We start from the raw sequence: 16,202 nt of genomic DNA on the forward strand, positions 1-16,202 counted from the left end.
AGGGATCGTAGTGTCCCCAGGGCGGTGCCCCGAAGCCTCCCGGGAGTGGATCGTGACTCCACCCGCAGGCGCCGACCCCATCCCCACCAACGGCACACCTCCGGATGGCTGCCCCTCGGGGATGAGGTGGGCCGAGGATAGGCGCGGTGTGGGAGGGCGGGGATAACTTCTCAGGCCTTGTCCGCTTTCGACCCATTGCTGACGGCGCGCGGGCACACTCTGCTCTCGCTGAGTTCAAATAGTTGGCCGAGCTGAACTAAGAAAAAGCCGGAGTAAAATATTGAAAATATACGCGCTTATTAAACTTAGCGGAAACACCAATATAGATAGGAACGCAATCCCAATTGCCGTCTCGTCCCAAGTCAATGAATTATTCTTGTCCAAGGGCCAACCCAAAACAATTTTTGTATAAATTTCCATAATTACTGTTAAGAAAAAAAATCCAAACATATAACTAAAAACGTAAAACAACTTTCTTCTATTTCCGCTTAAGAGTAATAATTGAATTGGGAGGCAAAAAGCAAAAGAAATAATAAAGCTATACGCAGCCGCGTGTAAGGCGGATATCATAACATCGCGGAGACCAAACTCAAATCTAGCCAAAATAAAGAATATAATCGCAAATTGAATCACGGAAGTTAGAAGTATAGCATAAATTGTTGCTGACCTGCTATTCATAGGAGCATCCGGCTTGCCCTGTCAGGGAGCCCACATTAGCCGCCCGAGCGGCGGCAGCAAATGTCCGCTCCCGACCCTTAGCAGCCGTTGGCATCAACGTTGACCATGAAAGGTTTCCCTTTGGACGCCGACTCCCAACCGCCTGCTATGGCTGACCGTATACCGTTCGCAATAATGCAGTCGTTTATCTGAGGTCGCTTGCGCTGTGGCTGCCGCCCGGAACGGCCAGATGACCACGGCATAGGAAATTCGAGAACGGCCTCGCGCCCTTCCACCTCCGATTGTAGCAAGATGGACATTCCGCGCCAGCTATCGGCATCACACCACTGTGGCTCGCGTTGAACGTTCCACGAATAGTGAAGCCCACCCACTTCCACGATGCCCGACAGATTGCGCTTGTGAAGCATAGTTCCGAACTAGCAAGTTGAGGTCGGACGGAGTAGCTGCACCGCATTGGTTCTGTCCGCAAACGACCCCTTGCAGCCCACGGCGATTGCATCGACAGTGCCCCCCAGATCGGCCTCCCCAGCGCAGGGCCGTCGAACGGAAGTGACGAGAGGCAGCCATGCATGAGCTTGCGGTCCTGATTTCGATCCTCGGCGTGTTCCTGCTCGGCGCGATCAGCCCCGGCCCCAGCTTCGTCGTGGTCTCGCGCATCGCCATCTCACGCTCGCGCACCGATGGCGTGATGGCCGCCATCGGCATGGGCATCGGCGGCTTCGTCTTCGCGATCATCGCGGTCGCGGGCCTGACGGCGATCCTGCTGCAGGTCGAATGGCTCAACATCGCGCTCAGGCTGGCCGGCGGCGCCTATCTTCTGTGGCTCGGCATCAACATCTGGCGCGCCGCTCCCGAACCGCTGGAGGTCGCCGACACGGCCAGCGAGCGGCAGAGCACGCTATGGACCTCGTTGCTGCGAGCGCTCTTCGTCCAGCTCTCCAACCCCAAGACGGCGATCTTCTATGCGTCCATGTTCGCCGCGCTGCTGCCGTCCCCGACACCGTCCTGGATGTTTTTTGTTCTGCCGCCGATGCTCTTCCTGATCGAGTTCGGCTGGTACACGGTCGTGGCCGTCGGCTTCTCGTCCCGCACGCCGCAGGCGGCCTATCTCCGCTCCAAGGTCTGGATCGACCGAACCGCCGGAGCTGTGGTCGGAGCCCTGGGCACCAAGCTGATGGTGGACAGCCTGCGCTCGTCTGCCTGAGCTCATTTGCCGATACTGAGAGCCACTAACAAAAGCAGACGATTCCGCGCTCACGGGACGAAGGCAACGTTTGCCCGTGGCTGCCCCGATAACCTCCGGCCTACTTCTTCCCTTGCGGCCGCGGCGGGGTCGCCACCGCCGGCAGCGATTTGAGATATTCCGCCATCGCCGCCCGGTCGGCGTCGGAGAGTTGCGCCATATTGCGCACCACATCCGCCATCGGGCCGCCGACGCTGTCGAAGCTCGGGGTGAAGCCGGTCTTCAACAGCTCCGCGATCTCCTCCTTGGACCATTTGCCGAGCCCGTCGGCCTCGTCCTGGGTGATGTTCGGCACGGTGCCCTTGCCCTCGGGATCCGGTCCGCCGGCGAAGCGCGTCGCCGGGATGACGGCGCCGAACGCGTTGCGGCTGGAATGGCACTCGGCGCAATGGCCGGGACCGTTCACCAGATAGGCGCCGCGATTCCAGGCCTCGCTCTTGGTCGGATCGGGCTTGAAGGAGCCGCCCTGGAAGAACAGCAGCTTCCAGCCGCCGACCAGGCGCCGGATGTTGAAGGGGAAGCGCAGTTCATGCGCCGGCGCCCGGCCCTCGACCGGCGGCAAGGTGCGGATATAGGCGAAGAGATCGGCGAGTGCCTTGGGCGGGATCAGCCGATAGGAGGTGTAGGGAAAGGCCGGGTAGAGATGCTCGCCCTGCCGCCCGATGCCGGCCGCCATCGCATCGACGAAATCCTGGACGCCCCAGTTGCCGATGCCGTCGCGCGTATGCGGCGAGATGTTGGGCGCGTGGAAGGTGCCGAAGGGCGAGGCCAGCGCCAGCCCGCCGCCGAGCCGCGTGCGATCATCCTGTCCCGGCGTGGCATGGCAGGAGGCGCAGCCGCCGGCCGCAAAGAGCAGCTTGCCGTTCTCGAGGTCGGGCGCCGGCAAGGCACCGATCTCCGGCGCGGGCGAGACGATGCGCGGGTCGGTCAGCAGGTAGAAGCCGCCCAGCGCTACGGCCGCCAGCAGGACGAGCGTGACCAGAAGGCGGCGCAGCAGCAGCATCGCGAACTCCCCAATCGCTTCGGCAGACCGGTCCATGACCGTGCCGCCTCAGGACGGCGCCGTGAACAGGCTATCTCACATCAACCTAACTCTAACGTGGCGGCCGCGCGAAAGCTCCCATCCGAGACGAAAAAGCGGGCGGCCAGCCATGGCGCCCGCTTCACCGCGCAGCTTTGGACGGCCGGGCCGCAGCTCACTTCTTGATGCGGTAGGCCTCGTGGCAGGCGCCGCAATTCTTCGTCGCCGCGCCGAAAGCGGTCCGGAAGTCGGCGAGATCGCCGGCCTTGGCGCCCGCCTCCGCATCCGCCTCGAACTTGGCAAAGGCTGCCTTGAACCCGGCCTGATCCTCCCAGACCTTCGGCGAGGCCGTGGTCTCGCCCCCGCTCCTAGAGCTGTCGGGGAACAGCGCCGGCATCTTCTTGGCGGCATCGGCATAGGTCTTGAAGACCGACTGCGCCTTGCCTGCATCGAAGGGCGTGTCGCCCTTGGCCATGGCCGCGCCTTCGCGCGTCGCAGCGCTGACCGCCTTCATCGTCTGCTGACGTTCGGCGATCGGGTTCGTCTCCGCCATCGCGGCGGTGGCGCCGAGCGCGAGGCTCAGGAGCACGAAAGCGGTGCGGATCATTCAGGTCCCCTTCGAGGCAAGGTCGCAATCGTCTGGGCGCCGGACGGCGCCGTTTTGAATTCGTCCAGATCAAACGATGATCGCGACGCCGCCAAGTCGCTTTTGCGTGAGCGGACTTGCAAAGCTGCAAATCCGCCCTTGCATCAAAGCCGGTAGCCGGCCTCCTTCAGCGCGTTGAACACCTTCACCGGCGTCGCCGGCATGTCGATCGCCTTGATCCCGGCGGCGCGGTCGAGCGCATCGACCATCGCGTTCATCACCGCCGGGCAAGCCCCGATGGCGCCGGCCTCCCCCGCCCCCTTCACGCCGATGGCGTTGGTGAGGCAGCGGACATTGCGCGTCTCGAAATGGAAGTTCGGCACGTCGATGGCGCGCGGCAGCGCATAGTCCATGAAGGTCGCGGTCAGCATCTGGCCGTCGGGATCGAAGCGGATCTCCTCCATCAGCGCCTGGCCGATGCCCTGCACGGCGCCGCCATGGACCTGGCCCTGCAGCATCAACGGGTTCAGCGTCACGCCGAAATCGTCGACCACCACATAGTTGAGGATCTCGGTCTGGCCGGTGCCGGGGTCGATCTCGAGCTCGCAGACATGGGTGCCGTTCGGATAGGTCGCCTCCGGCGGCGTCCAGCTCTGATGGACCTTGAGCATCGTTGGCGTCGCCCCCGGCAGCGCCGCGATGGCGGCGAGGTCGAGCTGCTTGTCCGTGCCGACGATCCGAACCGCGCCATTGGCGATCTCGAGGTCGCCCACGGCCGCCTCGAGCGTCTCCGAAGCGAGCTGCTTGAGGTTGTCGGTCAGGATCTCCGTCGCCTTGTTGAGCGCCGCCCCGCCCACGGGGATCGAGCGCGAGCCGCCGGTGCCGGAGCCGGTCTCGACCCGGTCGGTATCGCCCTGCACCACGCGGATGCGGTCCATCGGGATGTCGAGATGCTGCGAGACGAGCTGCGAATAGGCCGTCTCATGCCCCTGCCCGTTCGACTGCGTGCCGATCAGCACGGTCACCATGCCGTCCTTTTCCAGGATCACGGTCGAGCTTTCCGGGCCGCCGCCGCCGCAGGCCTCGATATAGCTGGCCATGCCGATGCCGCGGATCTTGCCGGCCTTGGCCGCAGCCTTGTGGCGGGCCTTGAAGCCCTTCCAGTCAGCCACCTGCATGGCATGGCGCATATGGCCCTCGAACTCGCCGGAATCGTAGACCGGACCGGTCTGGGTCTTGTGCGGCATCTCGGACGGCTTGACGAAGTTCTGCGCCCTCACCGCGTCCGGCGTCTTGCCGGTTTCGCTCGCGATGGCATCGACCAGCCGCTCGATCAGATAGGCGGCCTCGGGGCGCCCAGCGCCACGATAGGCGTCGATCGGCGTGGTGTGGGTCAAGACGCCGCGGAACAGCACATGCACGGCCGGGATGTTGTAGCAGCCCGGCGTCATCGTCGTGCCGACCCAGGGGATGAACGGCCCGTATTGCGAGAGCCACGCCCCCATCTCAGCCGAAAGATCGACCTTGAGGCCGATGAACTTGCCCTTTGCGTCGAGCGCCATGGTCGCGGTGGCGAGATTGGCGCGGCCATGGGTGTCGGCGAGGAAATGCTCGGTGCGGTCGGCGACCCAGCGCACCGGGCGCTTCAGCTTTTCCGCCGCGATCATCGCCAGCGGATATTCCCGGTAGAGGAAGATCTTGGTGCCGAAGCCGCCGCCGACATCCGGCGTCACCACGCGGATGCGCTTGGGATCGACCTTGAGCACATAGGTCGCGATGAGGTCGCGCATGCCATGGCTGCCCTGGCTGCCCAGCGTCAGCGTCCAGCGCTTCTCGGCCTTGTCGTATTCGGCAACGCAGGCGCGCGTCTCCATGTAGTTGGAGGCCAGCCGGTTGTTGACGATGGTCAGGGAGACCGTGCGCGCCGCCTTGGCGAAGGCTTTCTCGGTCTTCTCGCGGTCGCCCTGCTCGGCCTCGAAGGCGACATTGCCCGGCCTGTCCGCCCAGACCTGCGGCGCGCCCTTCGCCAGCGCTTCTTCGATGCCGGTCACGGCCGGCAGCGGCTGCCAGTCGATCTCGATCGCCTCGGCGGCGTCACGCGCCTGCGCCAGCGTCTCGGCCACGATGAAGGCGACGGCCTCGCCGACATGGCGCACGGTATCGCGCGGCAGCACAGGCACCGGCAGCGATTGCGACATCTCGCCCGAGACGGTCTTGATATGGCCCTTGCACGGCAGGTCGCCGTATTCAGCGACATCCTCGCCGGTCAGGACGAGCTTCACGCCCTTCATCCTGCGGGCTGTCTCCTTGTCGCGGATGGTGAAGCGCGCATGGGCATATTGCGAGCGCAGCACATAGGCATGCAGCGCGCCTTCAACCGCGATGTCGTCGGTATAGCGGCCGGTGCCGGTGGTCAGGCGCTGATCCTCGACCCGCCGCACGGGCTGGCCGAAACCGAATTTCATGGGACGCATGAGGCATATCCTCAGTTGGCTCTAATGAAAGAGTGGAACAGAAACCGCATGTCGTCAGCCCCGGCGCCCTGTGCGTCGGGGCTGCGTTCAACGCATTGCGTCAGCGAGAGAAACGCACCGCCGATTCCGAAAGCGTGATCATCGTGTTGTAGCTGCTCACGATCCAGTTGGCGTCGTTCGCCGCGCCGCGCCGGACATCGCCCTTGCTCTTGGCGAGCTTGCTGCTGAAATCGCGCAGCCTGCCGAGCCAGGAGCTCGCCTGGCTGTCCACGAAGAGCGACTTGCCCGGGTTCTTGTCCTTGAAATCGTCCATCTCGCGGACCGCCTTGGCATAGCCGGCGACCGCAGCATCGAACGCCTTGAGATCGACGATCGGCTTCTCGTTCGACGGCATCAGGTCGATGACCGCCCGGGCGTTGACCATCACGTTGCGGACCTGCCAGCGCGCGGACTTGCCCTCGCGGCTCTCGAGCGCGGCCAGCTCCTGCGCGTCGAGCGCCGTCTTGTAGACGCGCATGCCGGCGTCGAGCCTGGCGCGCAGGTCGAGGAACGTCTTCGCCGCCGGCACCATCTGCGCATGCAGCTTCTGCCCTTCGGCAAGGTTGTCGTCGCGATAGTCCTTGCGGTCGTAGTAGCGCTCGGCCCGGGTGATCAGCGGCGCCAGCTCCTGATAGGCCTTGATGTAGCTGAGCACCGTCGCGTCGATCTCCGGCAGTTTCGGCGCGCGCGCCGCCGCCTCTTCCGCCTTTTGGATCTCCCCGGTGACGTCGTAGAGGCTGTAGAGCCCGTAGTCGATGTAGCGCTCCTTGCCGGTCGGCCCCTTCTTCATGTCGACCCAGCTCGCATAGCGCTCCCAGGATTGGATCGCGCGCAGCGTGCGGTTCATCAGCGCCGTATAGGCGTTCGACTTGGAGATGGCGGCCTGCAGCTCGGCCTCGCCCGCCGGGGCCGAGGCTGCGCTCTGGGCCGGAACGCTCTGCGCCGACACCATCGCTGGCGAGGCGGCGACGATGGCGGCGGCACAAACCGCGCTGCGAAGCAGAATACGGATAGGCATGGCAGTAATCCTGGTCTTGAACGGGCCGGCGGAACGCGACCCATCCGGTCAGTCGAAGGAGATCGCCTCCCCTCGCATCGCCCAATCCTTGAACCCGCCGACATAATGGCTGTCGATGTCGAGCCCGGCCGATTGCGCGAAGGCCAGCGCATGCCGCGAGCGGACACCCGCCGCGCAGGAAAAGACGATGCGCTTGCCCGGCTCGTCCGGCAGGTCGGCCGGGTCGAACTGGGAGAGCGGCCGCGAGACGGCTCCGGGAATATGCCCGGCTGCGAACTCATGCGGCTCGCGGACATCGACGAGCAGGATCGAGCCCTCGGCGAGGCCCGCCTTGATATCGTCGATGTCGAGGTCGTTCACGGTCATGGCGGGTCGCTTCCTTCGCTGCATCCGGAAGCGGAGATAAGGCGGCCGCGCCCGAACGCCAATGCCTCAAACACCCCGAAACGGCGGTGCGGCATGACACGCGGTTTCCTTGTCGCGGCGTCGCGCATGATGGGCCGGCTCCGCGCCGAGGCGCGGAGCCGGCGATGGAAGCTTGGATCAGCCCAGCGGCGGGATGCGCAGCACCCAGCCCGGCTGGATCAGGTCGGGATTCTTGACCGGAGGCGTATTGGCCTTGACGATCTCGTTGTATTTCGCGCCCTGCCCCTTGCCGTAATGCTCTTCGGCGATCTTCCAGAGCGTGTCGCCCTTCTTCACCGTGTAGAACACCGCGGCAGGCGCCTCCTTGTTGACGACCAGGTCGGACTCGACCTGGGCGACGCCGGTGGTGTTGCCGAGCGCGAGGATGATCTTCTCCGCCTCTTCCGTCGAGACGGCCTTGCCGGAGACCTTCACCTTGTCGCCGTCGATCTGGATGTTGACGTCGGACGGCAGGCCATGGCCAGCCAGTTCCTTCTGTAGGTTATCGGCCGTCGCGGCATTGGCCGGGGTCGATCCGAAGATCTTGGCACCGGCTTCTTTGATGAAACTGAACAGACCCATGGATACCTCCTTGGTTTGGCAAGCCATCAAGCCCGGTCTGAACGTCCTGCGCAAGGCTTGCTTGCCGATTCCGTCCGAAGTTCAAGCAGTCTAACCCGGTTTGCGGTCATTTTCTCCGTGGGCGCACGACAGTTTGCCGACAGCCGCGCTTCACCGCACGCCGCGCGGCTGGCAAAACACGCATCCTTACAGAATCGGAGTTCCCATGATGCTGACGCTCGCCCAGGCCCAGGCGGTTCTCTCCGCCGCACTCGCCCACGCCACCGAAAACGCGTTCAAGCCGCTCGCCATCGCGGTCATCGACGCGCGCGGCGCGCAGAAGAGCTTCGCCGCCCAGGACGGCACGAGCCTCAAGCGCGGCGAGATCGCGTTCGGCAAGGCCCATGGCGCGGTCGCGCTCGGGCTCGGCTCGCGCGCGCTCCACAAGATGGCGCAGGACAGGCCCTATTTCATCGAGGCGGCCACCCATGCGGTCGGCGGCCTGCTCATGCCCGTGCCCGGCGGCGTGCTGATCCGCTCGTCCGAGGGCGAGCTGCTCGGCGCGGTCGGCATCTCCGGCGATACCTCCGACAATGACGAGGCCGCAGCGCTGGCGGGCATCGCGGCGGCCGGTCTGCGTGCCGAGACTGGCGCCTGAGCCCGATCCGGACTTGCCAAGCGGCAGGCGAAGGCTCATCTCCACCTCCGGCAAAGTTCGTTAAAACGCACGGTTTGGACCGGATCGAAGGCAGGACCATGAGCGACGCGGCAGCCAACGAAAACGAAGTCATCACGACGGACGTCGTCATCGTCGGCGCCGGCCCCTGCGGCCTGTTCGCCGTCTTCGAGCTGGGCCTGCTCGACATCCGGGCCCATCTCGTCGACATCCTGCCGAAGGTCGGCGGGCAATGCGCCGAGCTTTACCCGGAGAAGCCGATCTACGACATCCCCGGCTTCCCAATGGTCACCGGCCAGGCGCTGGTCGACAACCTGATCGCCCAGATCAAGCCCTTCGGCCCGACCTTCCATCTCAACCAGATGATCGAGTCGGTCGAGCCGACGGGCAGCCCCGAGGCACCGCGCTTCCGCGTCACCACCGACGCCGGCACGGTCTTCGACACCAAGACCGTCGTCATCGCCGCCGGCGGCGGCTCCTTCCAGCCCAAGAAGCCGCCGATCCCCGGTATCGAGAACTACGAGAACGGCTCCATCTTTTATGCCGTGCGCAGGATGGAGGCCTTCCGCGGCCGCAACATCCTGATCGTCGGCGGCGGCGACTCGGCGCTGGACTGGACGCTCAGCCTCCAGCCCGTCGCAGCCCGCGTCACGCTGATGCACCGCCGCGACGATTTCCGCGCCGCGCCGCATTCGGTCGAGCAGATGCGCTCCCTCGTCGCCGAGGGCAGGATGGACATGAAGCTCGGCCAGGTCACCGGGCTCAAGGGCGAGAACGGCAAGCTCGAAGCCGCGATCTGCCGGGACAATGCCGGCGAAACCTTCGAGATCGCCTGCGATACGATGCTGCCCTTCTTCGGGCTGACCATGAAGCTCGGCCCCATCGCCGATTGGGGCCTGAACCTTCACGAGAACCTGATCCCGGTCGACACCGAGAAGTTCGAGACGAGCGTGCCCGGCATCTTCGCCATCGGCGACATCAATGCCTATCCGGGCAAGCTGAAGCTGATCCTCTCCGGCTTCCACGAAGCCGCGCTCTGCGCCCAGAAGGTCCACCGCTACGTCTATCCGGAGAAGCGGCTGACCTTCCAGTACACGACATCCTCGACCAGCCTGCAGAAGAAGCTCGGCGTCGCCTGAGATCGCGCGACGACCTGCTCCATCATTGCGAGCGTAGCGAGGCAATGACGGAGACCGGACTCGGCGCTTTCCCGCTCAGTGCGCCTCGGTCTCGCCGAAGATCCGGGCGGAGGCCGTGCCATTGCGCGATGCGGCGCCCGGCTGGGTGGCCCCGAGGCCGAGCGAATCGCGCACGGCCGGCGAAGGCCCCGCCAGGATCCGGTCCGCGCCCGGCGCCGCCACGATCTGCGGCTCGTCCGGGTCATAGGGCGGTGGCGGCGGCAAGGTGTCTTCCGGCTCCTGCGGCGAAATCCGGGCCCTGAGCTCCGCGATCGCGCCCGAAAGCGGCTGGAAGCTGAAGGTGACCTTATGCGTGCCGGCCGGCACCTGCACGGCGCGGAACAGCACATTGGCCTTGAGAATCTCGGTGTCGACGCCGTCGACCTGCGCGCGCCACCAGGGGTGCCAGACATCGTTGAGCACGACGAAGCCCGCGGCCGGCGTGGTGACCTCGACCTCGACCTCGGTGTTGCGGTATTTCGTCAGCTTGACCTCGGCCTGCACCGCGGCCGGTCCCTCGGGCGCGGCGACCGGCGGCTCGGCATCGAGCAGCACCGCCTGCTGCGGGTCGATGTCGGGCCAGCGGCCCGAGAGCTTCATGCTCTCGAAATCGGCGAAGGCCCAGCCGCCGACGAACTGCACGCGCGGCAGGGCGTTCGGATTCTCGTAGACATAGCCCTGCTTGGTCCGGGCGAGCAGCGTCAGATCACCCGGCTTCAAGGTGCGGTCGACCTGCTCGATCGGCACGGGCGAGGCGATGTAACGCAGGCCGAGCAGGTTCGCGAGCCGGCTGTTGTAGGAGGGGAACAGCGGCGTGAACTTGCGGTCGCCGGGATTGGCGATGCCGTCCCCGGTGCCGACCGCCTCAGAGAAATCCTCGAGGCGCAGAGGGTTGTAGCCCAGCGTATGGTCGAAGCCGTGCACCATGCCGGCATTGGGCCACTCGAATCCCATGCCGAGCAGCTCCACCCGGTCGCGACGGGGCGACCCCGCCGGCTGCGCCGTCAACTGCTTGAGCAGCGCGATGGTCTGGTTATGCGTCGTCGGCCGCAGCACGTCGTAGAGCTGCGGCGGAAGCGCGGTCGATTCGTTCGGGCCGTTATTGACGCCGAGATCGGAGGCGACGACGCCCGTCACCAGTACCATCGCCGCGACCGGCGCGAGCGCCCCGCGCCAGCGCTGCAGGACGACAAGCAGCGCCACGGCCGCGCCGAACCAGCCCAGGGCCGCCAGAACGGGCGCCCACGCATCGCCGAGATGCCCTTCGCTGCGCGAGAGCAGCATCGCGACCAGCGCCACGGCCAGCACGATCGCGCCGCCGATCAGCAGATCGCGCCGGAAGGAGATGCCTTCGGCCGTCAGCATCCGGTGCAGCACATAGCCGGAGAGAATCGCCCCGAGAGCGCCGATCAGGAAGGTCGCATCGGCCGGACGGCGGAACATCTTCACGCCCGGCAGATAATCGTAGAGCACCTGGAAGACCGGCGTGTAGCGGCCGAGCGCATACAGCACCATGAACAGCAGCAGCAGCGTCAGCGGCCTGACCGCCTTGTCCCAAAGCCAGCCACGCGTCAGCCCCGGCGCGATCAGCAGCAGCATCGGCAGCGCGCCCATATAGATCTGCGCCATGTTCTGCGACAGCGTCAGATCCTTCACCCAGTTCGGGTTGAGATAAGGCCCCCAGAACGTGACATTCGGGTTCTTCGCGCCGAAGAGATCGCCGACGAAGGCGGTCAGCAGCGACGCCGGATGCAGCGACCCCGTCGTCGCCACGCCCAGACCGATCTCCGGCCGCGTCGTCGCCTCGGCGAAGAGCCAGGTCCAGAGCAGCGGCACCGTGATCACGGCGAGGCCCGCGGCGCTCGCCAGCGCGGCGGGGACGAGCGAGGCCCGGACGGACGGCCAGCCGCCGGAAATCCAGTGCGCCAGGACCATGCCGATCAGCACATAGCCGCCGAGCATCGCGACCTGGTCGGGCTTCAGCACCATCAGCCCGGCTGCGAGCCCGGCGAAGACGCCGGCCCAGGCCGAGCCGCGCTGCAGCATCCGCGCCGTCAGCCAGAAGGCGATGGCGAAGAAGGCCAGGCTCTCGATCTGCCCGATATGCTGGATCCGCCAGGACGCCGAGGCGCCGAAGGCGAAGACGAGGGCCGCCATCAACCCGCCCGCCGGATGCCAGCCGCGGTCGCGAAAGAACATGATCACGGCAAAGCCGGCCACCAGCAGATGCAGCAGCACGAAGGCATCGACCATGCGGAAGCCCGGCGCCGGCGAAAGCAGCGCCAGGATGATCGCGGGCGAGAAGATCAGCGATTGCGGATCGGCGACCTGCGGCGAGCCGGCGAAGACGTTATGGTTCCAGAAGGGCGACTGCCCCGAGTGCAGCGCCCGCGCCAGAAACTCGACCTGCGCCTGGAAATGCGCCTTGGCGTCGAACGGAATCGTCACCGACCCCGAAAGCCAGGGCCAGCACAGGACGACCCATGCCACAACGAAAGCGATGGCCGCCAGCAGGTAGCCGGCGCCCCTTGCATTCACCAAGCGTCTCAAACGGACCCCCACGGTCCCAAGGCGCGAACGGCTCCTTCATGGAACCTCCCTTCGGCCTTTTAGTGGAGCAGGACATTGGTGGTGTGCAGATGAACTGAATCTGAACGCAATCACGGACCCGTGAGCGAATTGCGTAAAAGCTGAACGAAGGCCGAATCCGATCGCCGAAACAGACGGCTTTCAACCGGCAGCGATACGCCGCCGAAACCGTCTCAGCGTGGTTTTTCGGCGAGCCAGGCGGCCAGAACCCGCCGCTCGCCTGCCGTCATGCCGGAGAGGTTGTTGGGCGGCATCGCATGGGTCATCACCGCCTGCGACCTGATGGCGCGGGCATGGATGGCGATCTGCTCGGGACCGTCGAGCAGCACGCCCTTCGGCGCGATCTGGATGCCGGGCCAGGACGGCTCCGGCGCATGGCACATCGCACAGCGCCCGGTGACGATGTTGGTCACCTCCGTCGGCGGCAGCGCCATCCCCGCCAGCAGCACAGGCCTGCCCGGCTCGCCCGGCTTCAGGCCGAGCTGCTCGCGCCCGCCGGGCGAGGCCGCCATCGCCACCCAGAAGGCGAGCCAGAGCGCCAGGATCGCCACGGCCCAGCACCACCAGGGCGATTTCGCGTGGTCGGCATGGCGGAGGTTGAAGAAATGCCGGATCAGCGCGCCGGCCACGATCACCAGCGCCACCAGCAGCGGGATCGCCGCCGCATTGGCATAGGTCACCGGATAATGGTTCGACAGCATCAGGAACAGCACCGGCAGGGTGATGTAGTTGTTGTGCGTCGAGCGCTGCTTGGCGGCCTTGCCGTATTTCGGATCGGGCTTTTCGCCGGCGGTCAGCGCCGCGATCACCTTCCGCTGGCCGGGCATGATGTTGAAGAAGACATTGGCGGTCATGATCGTCGCCATCAGCGCGCCGGTATGGATCAGCGCGCCGCGCCCGGAGAAGACGTTGGCGAAGGCCCAGCTCGCCGCCACGACATAGCCGAAGCCGATCAGCCCCAGCCAGACGTCGTGCTTCCCGAGCGGCGAGCGGCACATCCAGTCATAGATCAGCCAGCCCCCCGCCAGCGCCGCGATGCCGATCGCGCCCGCCGCCAGGGGCGAGAGCTGCATCACCGCCGGATCGATCAGGTAGAGCTCGGACTGGGCGTAATACACCCAGACCAGCAGGAAGAAGCCCGAGATCCAGGTCCAGTAGCTCTGCCATTTGTGCCAGGTCAGCTCCGCCGGCATCACGGCCGGCGCGACCATGTATTTGCGCATCTCGTAGAAGCCGCCGCCATGGACCTGCCAGGCGCGGCCACCCGTGCCCGGCGGGATATCCGGCGCCGGCCGCAAGCTGGCATCGAGATGGATGAAGAAGAAGGAGGAGCCGATCCAGGCGATCGCCGTGATGACGTGGAGCCAGCGCAGCATCATGCTGCCCCATTCCATCAGATAGGCGCTGAGCATCGCGGGTCGCTGTCCTCGTTCAGGGGCGGGAACGGCGCCACGCGCCGTTGGACTTCGCCCCAGGGCAAATTACGGTTGAGCGCGGTCGGCATGCAAGTTGCTGACCGGGAAACGCAAGGCGATGGAAAGGCCGGACATGGCAGGGCTGACGACGCACATCCTGGATACGCATGGCGGGCGCCCCGCCGCCGGCGTCGCGGTCTCGTTGCGCCGCATCGGACCGGAGGGCGCCGAGACACTCACCGAAACGGTCACCAATGCGGATGGCCGCACCGACGCTCCGCTCCTGACGCCGGAGGCGACGCGGCCCGGCATCTACGAGATCGACTTCGCCATCGGCCCTTATTTCCGCGAGCGCGGCGTCACGCTGCCGGAGCCGGCCTTCCTCGATGTCGTCACCGTCCGCTTCGGCCTCTCGGAGGTGACGCGGCACTACCATGTCCCGCTCCTCGCCTCGCCTTATGGCTACACCACCTATCGGGGAAGCTGAGACCGCGTGGGCCGCGCTTTGACGCGATGACGCCGCCACTTAGGATCCTCAGCTGAATCAGTTTGCGAGCACCTTTCCGATGACCGACACCGCCTATCCGCGCGACCTCAAGGGCTACGGCCGCGACGCCCCGCATCCGCATTGGCCGGGCGAGGCCCGCATCGCCGTCCAGTTCGTCGTCAACTACGAGGAAGGCGGCGAGAACAACATCCTGCACGGGGACGCGGCCTCCGAAGCCTTCCTCTCCGAGATCGTCGGCGCGGCGCCCTGGCCGGGCCAGCGCCACATGAACATGGAGTCGATCTACGAATACGGCTCCCGCGCCGGCTATTGGCGGCTGTGGCGGATGTTCACCGAGCGGAATATGCCCGTGACGGTCTTCGCGGTCGCCAGCGCCTTGGCACGTTATCCCGAGATCGTCGGCTCGATGCAGGAGGCCGGCTGGGAGATCGCGACCCACGGCCTGAAATGGATCGACTATCGCGACGTGCCGCGGGAGCGCGAGCGCGCCGACATCCTCGAGGCCATCCGAATCCAGACCGACTTGACCGGCGAACGCCCGCTCGGCTGCTACCAGGGCCGCACCTCGCAGAACACGATTCCGCTGACGATGGAGGAAGGCGGCTTCCTCTACACGGCCGACGTCTATGCCGACGAATTGCCCTATTGGCTCTCCGGTCCGAAGGGTCCGCAGCTCGCCGTGCCCTACACGCTCGACGCCAACGACATGCGCTTCGCCACGCCGCAGGGCTTCAACAGCGGCGACCAGTTCTTCGCCTATCTGAAAGACTCGTTCGACACGCTCTATGCCGAAGGCGAGACCGCGCCGAAGATGATGTCGGTCGGGCTGCATTGCCGCCTCGTCGGCAGGCCGGGCCGCGCCGCTGCGCTCGCCCGCTTCCTCGACTATGTGAAGAGCCATGACAGGGTTTGGGTGGCGACAAGGCTCGACATTGCCCGCCACTGGGTCAGGACGCATCCCCCAGCGGGTGGCTATGTGCCCTCGAAGCTACCGAAAGCGCTCTTCATCGAGGTTTTCGGCCGCGTCTGGGAGCACTCACCCTGGATCGCCGAAGCGACCTACGATGCCGGGATCGGCCCCGCGCAGGACACGGCCGAAGGGCTGCACGCCGCGATGACCGCCATCATGCGCAAGGCCGGGCCGGAACAGCAGAAGGCGCTGCTTGCCGCCCATCCCGATCTGGCCGGCAAGCTGGCGGCAGCCGGCGAACTGACGCCGGAATCCACCGGCGAGCAGGCCTCCGCCGGCCTCGACCGTCTGACCGGCGACGAGCGCGTGCGCTTCACCGCGCTCAACGAGGCTTACAAGGCCCGCTTCGGTATTCCCTTCATCATGGCGGTGAAGGGCGCGAGCAAGGCCGCGATCCTCGACGCCTTCGAGACGCGCCTCAAAAACACGCGCGAACAGGAGTTCGCGACCGCATTGGGACAGGTCGAGACGATCTCCCTGCTGCGGCTGAAGGATCTGCTGCCGCGCTGATCCCGCTCGTGGCACGGCGGAACCCTCCCCTCCACCATCGCGTTGATAGCGCGGTATCGAGAGGAGAGTTTCGTGTTCCGCCTGCTTCTGGTGATCATCGTCCTGGTCGTCGGCTACGACGCCGTCGTTCATCAGGGTGTCTATACGCGCGAAGCCTGGAACAGCATCGTCAGGCTGACGGATTCCTCGGTCGAGGGCGCAAAACAGCTTGGCGGGCGTGTCCGTGACGACGCCCGCCCGGGCGGTAATTGACCGGCGCCCAAAACCAGCACGCGGGGCCGTGCGGCAGCTTCATACCGCACTGCGGCAAATTCGGCTGGACACCCGCCGG

General features: G+C 65.8%; 14 protein-coding genes. 6 read left to right on the forward strand and 8 right to left on the reverse strand.

The window, feature by feature from the left end; all coding sequences use genetic code 11:
• The first annotated feature begins 1,243 nt into the window (after positions 1-1,243).
• Positions 1,244-1,882 carry a LysE family translocator gene (locus tag AB6806_RS06330; RefSeq protein WP_112764046.1) on the forward strand — a complete coding sequence of 213 codons (639 nt, stop codon included), beginning with the start codon at positions 1,244-1,246 and terminating at the stop codon, positions 1,880-1,882.
• Between the two features lie 100 nt (positions 1,883-1,982).
• Here AB6806_RS06330 and AB6806_RS06335 read toward each other — a convergent pair whose 3' ends face one another.
• The 6 genes from AB6806_RS06335 to lysM form a co-directional block, all read right to left on the reverse strand.
• On the reverse strand, positions 1,983-2,960 hold the full coding sequence (locus AB6806_RS06335; RefSeq protein WP_370954317.1) for a c-type cytochrome: 978 nt from the start codon (positions 2,958-2,960) through the stop codon (positions 1,983-1,985).
• Positions 2,961-3,117: 157 nt separating this feature from the next.
• Positions 3,118-3,549, reverse strand: coding sequence for a c-type cytochrome (locus AB6806_RS06340; protein WP_370954318.1), 432 nt, complete (start codon positions 3,547-3,549; stop codon positions 3,118-3,120).
• Positions 3,550-3,692: 143 nt separating this feature from the next.
• Positions 3,693-6,002: a xanthine dehydrogenase family protein molybdopterin-binding subunit gene (locus AB6806_RS06345; RefSeq protein ID WP_142021858.1), complete on the reverse strand. Its 2,310-nt coding sequence runs from the start codon at positions 6,000-6,002 to the stop codon at positions 3,693-3,695.
• Between the two features lie 100 nt (positions 6,003-6,102).
• Positions 6,103-7,059, reverse strand: a complete 957-nt coding sequence (locus AB6806_RS06350) for a YiiG family protein (RefSeq protein ID WP_370954319.1) — start codon at positions 7,057-7,059, stop codon at positions 6,103-6,105.
• A gap of 48 nt (positions 7,060-7,107) precedes the next feature.
• Positions 7,108-7,425: a rhodanese-like domain-containing protein gene (locus AB6806_RS06355; RefSeq protein WP_038358691.1), complete on the reverse strand. Its 318-nt coding sequence runs from the start codon at positions 7,423-7,425 to the stop codon at positions 7,108-7,110.
• Between the two features lie 177 nt (positions 7,426-7,602).
• Complete coding sequence (lysM, locus tag AB6806_RS06360) at positions 7,603-8,046, reverse strand: peptidoglycan-binding protein LysM (protein ID WP_038358692.1); 444 nt, start codon at positions 8,044-8,046, stop codon at positions 7,603-7,605.
• Between the two features lie 205 nt (positions 8,047-8,251).
• Here lysM and AB6806_RS06365 point away from each other — a divergent pair, with 205 nt between their 5' ends.
• On the forward strand, positions 8,252-8,683 hold the full coding sequence (locus AB6806_RS06365; protein WP_112764042.1) for a GlcG/HbpS family heme-binding protein: 432 nt from the start codon (positions 8,252-8,254) through the stop codon (positions 8,681-8,683).
• Between the two features lie 98 nt (positions 8,684-8,781).
• Positions 8,782-9,840: an NAD(P)/FAD-dependent oxidoreductase gene (locus tag AB6806_RS06370; protein WP_038358694.1), complete on the forward strand. Its 1,059-nt coding sequence runs from the start codon at positions 8,782-8,784 to the stop codon at positions 9,838-9,840.
• Positions 9,841-9,915: 75 nt separating this feature from the next.
• Here AB6806_RS06370 and AB6806_RS06375 read toward each other — a convergent pair whose 3' ends face one another.
• Together AB6806_RS06375 and AB6806_RS06380 are read right to left on the reverse strand one after the other, a co-directional pair.
• Positions 9,916-12,417: a hypothetical protein gene (locus AB6806_RS06375; protein ID WP_113252416.1), complete on the reverse strand. Its 2,502-nt coding sequence runs from the start codon at positions 12,415-12,417 to the stop codon at positions 9,916-9,918.
• 224 nt (positions 12,418-12,641) lie between these two features.
• Positions 12,642-13,880 (reverse strand): urate hydroxylase PuuD, encoded by a 1,239-nt coding sequence (locus tag AB6806_RS06380; RefSeq protein ID WP_142021857.1) that lies wholly within the window; start codon positions 13,878-13,880, stop codon positions 12,642-12,644.
• 136 nt (positions 13,881-14,016) lie between these two features.
• Here AB6806_RS06380 and uraH point away from each other — a divergent pair, with 136 nt between their 5' ends.
• The 3 genes from uraH (at position 14,017) to AB6806_RS06395 (ending at position 16,123) form a co-directional block, all read left to right on the forward strand.
• A complete protein-coding gene (gene uraH, locus AB6806_RS06385; protein ID WP_112764057.1) occupies positions 14,017-14,370 on the forward strand; it encodes a hydroxyisourate hydrolase in 354 nt (117 codons plus the stop codon).
• A 79-nt stretch (positions 14,371-14,449) separates the two neighbouring features.
• The gene (gene puuE, locus AB6806_RS06390; protein WP_142021856.1) at positions 14,450-15,871 is read left to right on the forward strand and encodes an allantoinase PuuE; all 1,422 of its coding nucleotides are present in this window, start codon (positions 14,450-14,452) and stop codon (positions 15,869-15,871) included.
• Between the two features lie 72 nt (positions 15,872-15,943).
• A complete protein-coding gene (locus AB6806_RS06395) occupies positions 15,944-16,123 on the forward strand; it encodes a hypothetical protein (protein ID WP_112764038.1) in 180 nt (59 codons plus the stop codon).
• Positions 16,124-16,202 lie beyond the last annotated feature (79 nt).

Origin of the sequence: Allobosea sp. RCC_152_1, from assembly GCF_041360765.1 — a bacterium.
Classification (GTDB): Bacteria; Pseudomonadota; Alphaproteobacteria; order Rhizobiales; family Beijerinckiaceae; genus Allobosea; species Allobosea spartocytisi.